The organism is Arthrobacter sp. Y3223164 (assembly GCF_059091005.1).
Window position 1 is genome coordinate 1 of the sequence record NZ_JBNHGF010000120.1, and the last position, 7,146, is coordinate 7,146.

The following is a 7,146-nucleotide window of genomic DNA, read 5'->3' on the forward strand; positions in this document are numbered from 1 at the left end:
ACCGCGCCGGCGGCAACGGCGGCAAGGAGCGGGCGCGGAACCAGTTGGACTGAAGCTGCGCCGGGCGGTGTCCAGCCGACGGGCCGCGGGGCTGTCGGGGCAGGGGACGGCTGAGTACGGGGACGTGTATGGCCTCGCCAGATATGGACCTCTCCGGCGGCGATTGCGGCGAGGAAGATGGACGTTGGCAGGGCAAAGACCACGGGCATCAACGGAAGTGCGAAGGCCGGGCCGTCAGCCGTTCCACCGTCTACCGGCGTAGGCACCGGCACGGCAAAGTAGATCATGCTGGCGAAGGCAGACAAAGTGATCAAGGCGAGCACTGTAACGATGAGACCGGCGGTACGCGCCGACGTCGTAATTTCCAAGCCCGCGGCATAGGTGCCGCGGTAGATGACCGGACGGCCCGGAGTGCCGTCGGGGGCCAGCAGGGGAGGGCGCCACAGGGCCATGGCGATCATCAGCGTGACCGTGAGCCAGCCTGCCAGTTGCTGGGCGGGTTCCCAGCCGGTGGTCGGTGCCGGTCCGTCGAGGATGAGGGCCGGCACCTGGTGATTGGCGAAGCTGACTGCCATGGTGCCGAGCGTGGCGAAGAGCAAGGTGGCCGTGCGGAACAATCGATTGATGAGGATGCGCCGCAAGATGTCGTTGTCCTCGCGGTTGAGCGAGTCCACGGAGCGTCTGCGCACGATGACCGCCGTCGCCGCGGCGACGCCGGCCGCGAGCGTCAGGATGCCGATCAGCAGGATCGGGGCAAAGTAGCTGCCGGGCTGGCGGCCGTTGTGCCCGCCGGAGACCTCAACACCGGCGAAGGATTGGGAACCGCTGAATCCGTCGATTTCCGGCAACTCCCGGACGACGATCGCCGCGATCACGGCCAGCACGGCCGCCGAAATCATGACTGAGAGCAGCGCCGAGGGGATGTAGTCGCGGATGCGCCGGATAGCGATGTCGGCTCGGCGGACCCTGCCGCGGGGCTTGGGCCAGGTGTATTGGCCGATGATGTAGATTCCGGCCAGGCTGACCAGCGGCACCAGGACGGTCAGCAGGTCAGCCAGCCAGGAAGGCGCCGGTGTATGTCCGGCGTAGTAGGCGGCCGGAATATCGCCGACCTTCGAGGCCGCAGACAGCCCGCTGGCGAAGAACGCGATGAGGGCCGTCCAGAACGCATGCATCCGGGCGGCGTCCAGTCCGGCCCCGTCCGATGGATCGGTGTCCACGCCGGAGCCCGCCTCCGCGAGGATGGCTGCACTGGCGCCGGCCCTGCCAGCGATGATCCGCAGCACGCCGTAGATGATGACGGCGCCGAACAGCAGGCCGGTGATGGTGCTGGTCAGTAAGTCCACGATCCCCCTCGTGCTGTATCAATGGATCAAGTATTTGATACAAAGCGGCAAGGGGTCAAGGGTGGGGGGTGCCGGGCGGCGGCACGAGCACTCGTCAGGTGCCGCTAGTCGTCGTAGGCGTCGAGTATTTCGAGCGCGACGATCCGCCCGCCCCGGTGCTTGGCGATGTGGCAGACCAGCACGGCTCCCGGCCGCAGGTAGGGATCGTCCGTGGGCAGCTGCGCGGCGAGTTCGGGATCCATCCGGTCCGCCAGCACCTGGAACAGGTTCGGCAGCACCGGCCGGTGGCTGCAGACGGCGGTGGGCTTACCCTTGTCGAGCATCTGGATGAGGGCGGCCCGGGCCTTCTTCGGGTTGCGCTCGTTGTTGTGTTCGGTGATGGCCTCGACGGTCCGCAGCTTGGTCTGGGTGTGCAGCACGTACGGGGTGACGGTCTGAACGCAGCGCAGCCAGGGGCTCGAGACGATCCGTTTGGGCTTCCACACGGACAGCATCCGGCACACGGCCAGCGCCTGCCGCCGCCCGGTGGCGACCAGCGGGCGCTCGCCCTCGGCCTGCGACCAGGCGGACCGCGGTTTGGCCTTGGCGTGGCGGACGACGACGAACGGATAGGTATCGAGTTCGTCCCGCCGATGCGCGGCCTCCAACGCGTCCAGCGGTTCCACGTCGGAACGGTTGGTCAAGAGTTCACGGGCCCGGGCGGGCGGACACCACAGCACGCGGTCCACCTCGTCGCCGTCGGGCACGGGGTCCTGTTTCTCCAGCTTGGCGGCCCAGTACACCACCTGCTTGAGTCCGGCGCTGACCCGGTAGCGGATGGTGGGCAGCGGGATGCCCAGGCGCACCTGGACGCCGATTTCCTCGTGGACCTCGCGGACCGCGCACTCGGGCGTGGTTTCGCCCCTGTCCAGCTTGCCCTTGGGCCAGGACCAGTCGTCGTAGCGCGGCCGGTGGATCAGCAGCACTTCCAGCCGGCCCTGGCGGACGCGCCAGCACAAAGCCCCGGCGGCGGTGATCCTGGCGCCCGGGGGAGCGCCGGCGTCGCTGGTCTTGCTCTGCGTCATCAGCGGCGGGTGGCGGTGCGCTGGCGGGAGCGGGAGGCGAGCAGCCAGGACTGGATATCCGAGAGCGGGTTGCCGTCGTCGTCCTTGTGGTGCCTGGTCCACGCGCCGTCGCTGTCCAAATGCCAGCTGGCGGTTCCGGGGTCCATGTAGCGGTCCATCAGGGACAGCAGGTCGTTGATGTCCTCGCGGGAGTTCAGTTGCACCAGCGCCTCCACGCGGCGGTCGAGGTTGCGGTGCATCATGTCGGCGGAACCGATGTAGACCACCGGTTCGCCGCCGTTGGCAAAGCCGAACACGCGCGAATGCTCCAGGAACCGGCCGAGGACGGAGCGGACCCGGATGTTTTCGCTCAGCCCCGGGACGCCGGGCCGCACCGCGCAGATCCCGCGGACGATCACGTCGACCCGCACGCCGGCCTGCGAGGCGCGGTAGAGCGAGTCGATGACGGCCTCGTCCACCATCGAGTTCACCTTGATCACCACGCGGGCGGCGCGGCCGGCCTTGCTGTTGGCGATCTCCTTCTCGATCCGGTCGATCAGCCCGGAGCGCACCGACCGCGGGGCCACCAGCAGCCGCTTGAAGGTGGACTTCGGGGCGTAGCCGGAGAGCTGGTTGAACAGCTTGGACAGGTCCTCGCCCACCTGGTAGTTCGCCGTCAGCAGGCCCAGGTCCTCGTAATAGCGAGCGGTGCGCGGGTGGTAGTTGCCGGTGCCGATGTGGCAGTAGCGGCGCAGCCCGTCGCCTTCCTGGCGGACCACCAGCGAGAGCTTGCAGTGCGTCTTCAGGCCCACGATGCCGTAGACCACGTGGACGCCGGCCTGCTCCAGCTTCCGCGCCCAGTCGATGTTGGCCTGCTCGTCGAACCGGGCCTTGATCTCCACCAGCGCCAGCACCTGCTTGCCGGCTTCGGCGGCGTCGATCAGCGCGTCCACGATCGGCGAGTCACCCGAGGTCCGGTACAGCGTCTGCTTGATCGCCTGCACCTTCGGGTCGGCGGCGGCCTGCTCCAGGAAGGCCTGCACGGAGGTGGAGAACGAGTCGTACGGGTGGTGCAGCAGGATGTCGCGCCGGCGCATGGCCGCGAAGACGTTGGCGGCCTTGGACGTTTCGCTTTCGTTCAGGTGGCGGCTGGTGTGCGCCAGCTGCTTCGGATACTTCATGTCCGGCCGGTCGATCTGGTAGATCGCCTCCACCCCGCGAAGGTCCAGCGGCGCGGGCAGCGCGTACACCTCGGATTCTTCGACGCCGAGTTCGCGCACCAGCAGCTCGCGTACGCTGGGATTGATGTCCGTGGCCACTTCCAGCCGCACGGGCGGCCCGAACCGGCGGCGCAGCAGTTCCTTCTCCAGCGCCTGGAGCAGGTTCTCGGCGTCGTCCTCTTCGACTTCCAGGTCCTCGTTGCGGGTCACCCGGAACGTGTGGTGCTCCAGCACTTCCATGCCCTGGAAGAGCAGGTCCAGGTGCTGGGCGATGACGTCTTCCAGGGTGATGAACCGGGCCGTGCGGCCGGGGATCGAGCCGGCGCGGGGGCCGTCCACGGGGATCAGCCGCGAGAGCTGGTCCGGGACCTTGAGGCGGGCAAAGAGTTCCTTTTCGCTCACCGGATTGCGCACGATCACGGCCAGGTTCAGCGAGAGCCCGGAGATGTAGGGGAAGGGGTGGGCCGGGTCCACGGCCAGCGGCGTCAGGATCGGGAACACCCGCTCCCGGAACATCACGGACAGTTCGGTCCGCGCCGCCTCGTCCAGTTCGTCCCAGCGCACGATGTGGATGTGTTCGTAGGCCAGCGCCGGGCGGATCTGCTCGGCGAAGATCCGGGCGTGGCGCTGCTGCAGCTTGTGCGCGGCGACCTTGATTTGTTCGAGCTGCTCGATCGGGGAGAGCCCGGCGGCGGACGGCACGGCCAGCCCGGTGGCGATCCGGCGCTTCAGGCCCGCCACCCGGACCATGAAGAACTCGTCCAGGTTGGAGGCGAAGATGGAGAGGAAGTTCAACCGCTCCAGCAGGTAGAGGTCCTCGTCCTCGGCCAGTTCCAAGACCCGTGCGTTGAAGTCCAGCCAGCTGATTTCCCGGTCGAGGAAGCGTTCCAGCGTGAAGTCCCCGTCGGGCGCCAGCGAGGGCGCGAACTCCGGAATGTCGATGCGGTCCTGGGTGGCGCGGGCAGGGACCATTTCCGAGGAACCCAGCCTGGGAATGGCTGCGGCTTCGGGTTCGATGACCATGCTCTCTCCTGGGACGTTGGGGCGGGCCGGACTCACCTCATCGTAGAGGCGTCCGGTAGCTACAAGGTTACCGACTGTTGCCCGCCGGCCTCTTCCTGCGGTGCGTACATCACATCCGCATCCCAGCGGGTGAAACCCAGCTTGCGGTACAGCCCGACGGCGGGCTCGTTGTCCGCGTCGACGTAGAGCATGATGGCGTGCTCGCCGGCGTCCTGCAGGTGCTTGATGCCGGCGATGGTCAGCGCCTTGCCCAGCCCGGTGCCCTGCGCCTGCGGCGTGACGCCCACGACGTACACTTCGCCGATGGACGGGTGGCTGCCGGAGCGCGGGTGGACCTTGGTCCAGTGGAACCCGACCAGGCCGCCGCCGTCCTCGCGCTCGGCCAGCAGGAAGCCGGCCGGGTCGAACCAGTCCTCGGCCATCCGCGCCTTCAGATCGGAGAGCGTCATCGCGCCCTGTTCGGGGTGGTCGGCGAAGGCAGCGGCGTTGGCCGCCAGCCACGCCTCCTCATCCCTGCCGGGCACGAAGGAACGGATGGCCACGCCGGGCGGCAATTCGGCGGCGGGCAATCCGGTCGGGTGGGTCAGGCGCATCCGCCACAGTTCCCGGACCGGGGCGAAACCGAAGCGCGCGGCCAGCCGCCCCGCGGCCTCATGGCCGCCGTGCGACCAGGCCTTGAGGCCCGTCAGTTCGGTGTGCTGCCGGACGGCTTCGACCAGCCTGGTCCCCACCCCTTCGGCGCGGTAGGAAGGGTGCACCACCAGTTCCAGGACGTTGTCGGTGCCGGCAGCGGTGGTAAGGCTGACGACGGCGACGCCGGCCAGCGCCGTCGCGGTGGCGGGATCGGAGCGCTCTTCGCCCGCGTAGGTCGCCAGCACCAGCACGTCGGCCGACTCCGCGGCCCGCAGGTTCACCCACGTCTGCTCGGAGAGCGGGGGATTGCCGTCGGCCTCCTCGGCGGCGGCGGCCAGCGCCTTGATGTCCGCGAGGGTCTCGGCGTCGGGGGCGCCCTTGATGGTCAGCACGGGCCAGAGGTCCGAATCCGATGCAGTCATGAGCACAGACTATCCGAGCGGCCTCCGGCGGCGGGAGGGCGCCGCGGTCCGGCGCAGGCCGGGCCGCCTCAGCCGACGCCGCTGGGTTCTTCTTCCGCCTCGCGTACCAGCGTGAACCGGTAGCCGACGTTGCGGACCGTGCCGATCAGCTGCTCGTGGTCCGGGCCCAGCTTCGCCCGCAGCCGCCGCACATGCACGTCGACCGTGCGCGTGCCGCCGTAGTAGTCGTAGCCCCAGACCTCGTGCAGCAGCTGGTCGCGGGTGAACACCCGGCCGGGGTGCTGGGCCAGGTACTTGAGCAGTTCGAATTCCTTGTAGGTCAGGTTCAGCGGCTGTCCGCCGACGCGCGCGCTGTAGCTGGCCTCGTCGATCACCACGCCGGAGGCGTGGATCTCCGTGCGGGTGTCCTGGTCGCCGGCACGGGCGCGGGCGATGACCAACCGCAGCCGCGCCTCGACTTCGGCCGGTCCGGCGGTTGCCAGCACCACGTCGTCGGCAAGCCAGTTGGCGCTGACGGCGGCCATGCCGCCTTCGGTGAGCACAAGCATCAGCGGTGCCCCCAGGCCGGTGGCCTTCAGCAACTGGGTGAGCGAGCGCGCCCCGGCCAGGTCCTTGCGGGCGTCAACCATGACCACGTCGGCCGGGCCGGTTTCCAGCAGGGCGGTCGGTTCGGCCGGCAGGATGTGAACCTTGTGGTTCAGCAGCTCGAGGGCGGGCAGGACGTCGATCGACGAGCCGGAACTGTTGGTCAACAGCAGAATGTGCGGCATGGTTCCTCCAGGGGTTTCGCGGCGCACATCATCGGGCCGGGCCCGGCAGGTCCTCACACACGCAGGCGCAGCCTGCCGGACGGTGGCATAAGTATAGCGCCGCGCCCCGCCGGGCCGCGGTTTCTCGCCCCGCCCCTGCGTCATAGGGCAGTATGACTAGCGTGAAAACGTGGATCGTCGCCGCAGCCGCTGCCGCCGTACTGTGCGCCGTCATCGGCGCCTCCTACCTCTCCCTCCCGGTGCTGACGGCGGCGGTGTGCGTCGCCGCGGTGGTGATCGGGATCGGCTGGCCGGTGTTGCTGGGCGTGCCCGCCAAGAAGACCCTTGCCGCCGTCATCTCCCTGGCCGGGATTGCGACGGCGGTGCTCGCCGGGATCGCGCCCGCGGGCATGCCGCTGCTGTGGATGGCCGTGGTGATTGCGCTCGGCGTGATGGCCGTCTTCCTGATCCAGCTGCTCCGCGGCACCGGCCAGCCCCGGCGGCTCGAATCGACCTTCGGCGCCAGCGCCGGCCTGGTGCTCACCTCGCTGGGCGCCGGCTGGGTGGCCGCCGACCGGCTCTCGGCCAATGCAAACAACGGCGGAATGATGCTGGTGACCGGGATCAGCATGCTGGTGGCCATCGGCGTCTGCCTGCTGCCCTGGCCGGACCGCATCGTCGCGCCGCTGGGCGTGGTCCTGGCCCCGCTG

At 69.1% G+C, this 7,146-nt stretch carries 6 protein-coding genes; 1 reads left to right on the forward strand and 5 read right to left on the reverse strand.

Translation table 11 applies throughout. The annotated features are described in order from the left end of the window. The 5 genes from AC5RUJ_RS08155 to AC5RUJ_RS08175 all read right to left on the reverse strand — a co-directional run. The coding region (locus tag AC5RUJ_RS08155) for a hypothetical protein (protein ID WP_494155748.1) at positions 1-1,346 on the reverse strand (1,346 nt) is incomplete at its 3' end. Positions 1,347-1,450: 104 nt separating this feature from the next. After that, positions 1,451-2,410, reverse strand: a complete 960-nt coding sequence (locus AC5RUJ_RS08160) for an NUDIX hydrolase (protein WP_494000527.1) — start codon at positions 2,408-2,410, stop codon at positions 1,451-1,453. Beyond that, positions 2,410-4,632 (reverse strand): RNA degradosome polyphosphate kinase, encoded by a 2,223-nt coding sequence (locus AC5RUJ_RS08165; RefSeq protein WP_494128929.1) that lies wholly within the window; start codon positions 4,630-4,632, stop codon positions 2,410-2,412. Before AC5RUJ_RS08165 ends, AC5RUJ_RS08160 begins: the two co-directional genes overlap by 1 nt. Positions 4,633-4,691: 59 nt before the next feature. Further along, positions 4,692-5,687 (reverse strand): mycothiol synthase, encoded by a 996-nt coding sequence (gene mshD / locus AC5RUJ_RS08170; RefSeq protein WP_494128930.1) that lies wholly within the window; start codon positions 5,685-5,687, stop codon positions 4,692-4,694. 68 nt (positions 5,688-5,755) lie between these two features. After that, positions 5,756-6,457, reverse strand: coding sequence for a winged helix-turn-helix transcriptional regulator (locus AC5RUJ_RS08175; RefSeq protein ID WP_494074892.1), 702 nt, complete (start codon positions 6,455-6,457; stop codon positions 5,756-5,758). A gap of 152 nt (positions 6,458-6,609) precedes the next feature. On the opposite strand from AC5RUJ_RS08175, the gene AC5RUJ_RS08180 reads away from it, so the two are divergent. Continuing rightward, on the forward strand, positions 6,610-7,146 hold a 537-nt coding region (locus AC5RUJ_RS08180; protein WP_494155749.1), incomplete at its 3' end, for a hypothetical protein.

Coding starts and splice junctions, on each gene's coding strand:
- AC5RUJ_RS08160 (WP_494000527.1), bottom strand. CDS start 2,410: ATGACGCAGAGCAAGACCAGCGACGCCGGCGCTCCCCCGGGCGCCAGG.
- AC5RUJ_RS08165 (WP_494128929.1), bottom strand. CDS start 4,632: ATGGTCATCGAACCCGAAGCCGCAGCCATTCCCAGGCTGGGTTCCTCG.
- mshD (WP_494128930.1), bottom strand. CDS start 5,687: ATGACTGCATCGGATTCGGACCTCTGGCCCGTGCTGACCATCAAGGGC.
- AC5RUJ_RS08175 (WP_494074892.1), bottom strand. CDS start 6,457: ATGCCGCACATTCTGCTGTTGACCAACAGTTCCGGCTCGTCGATCGAC.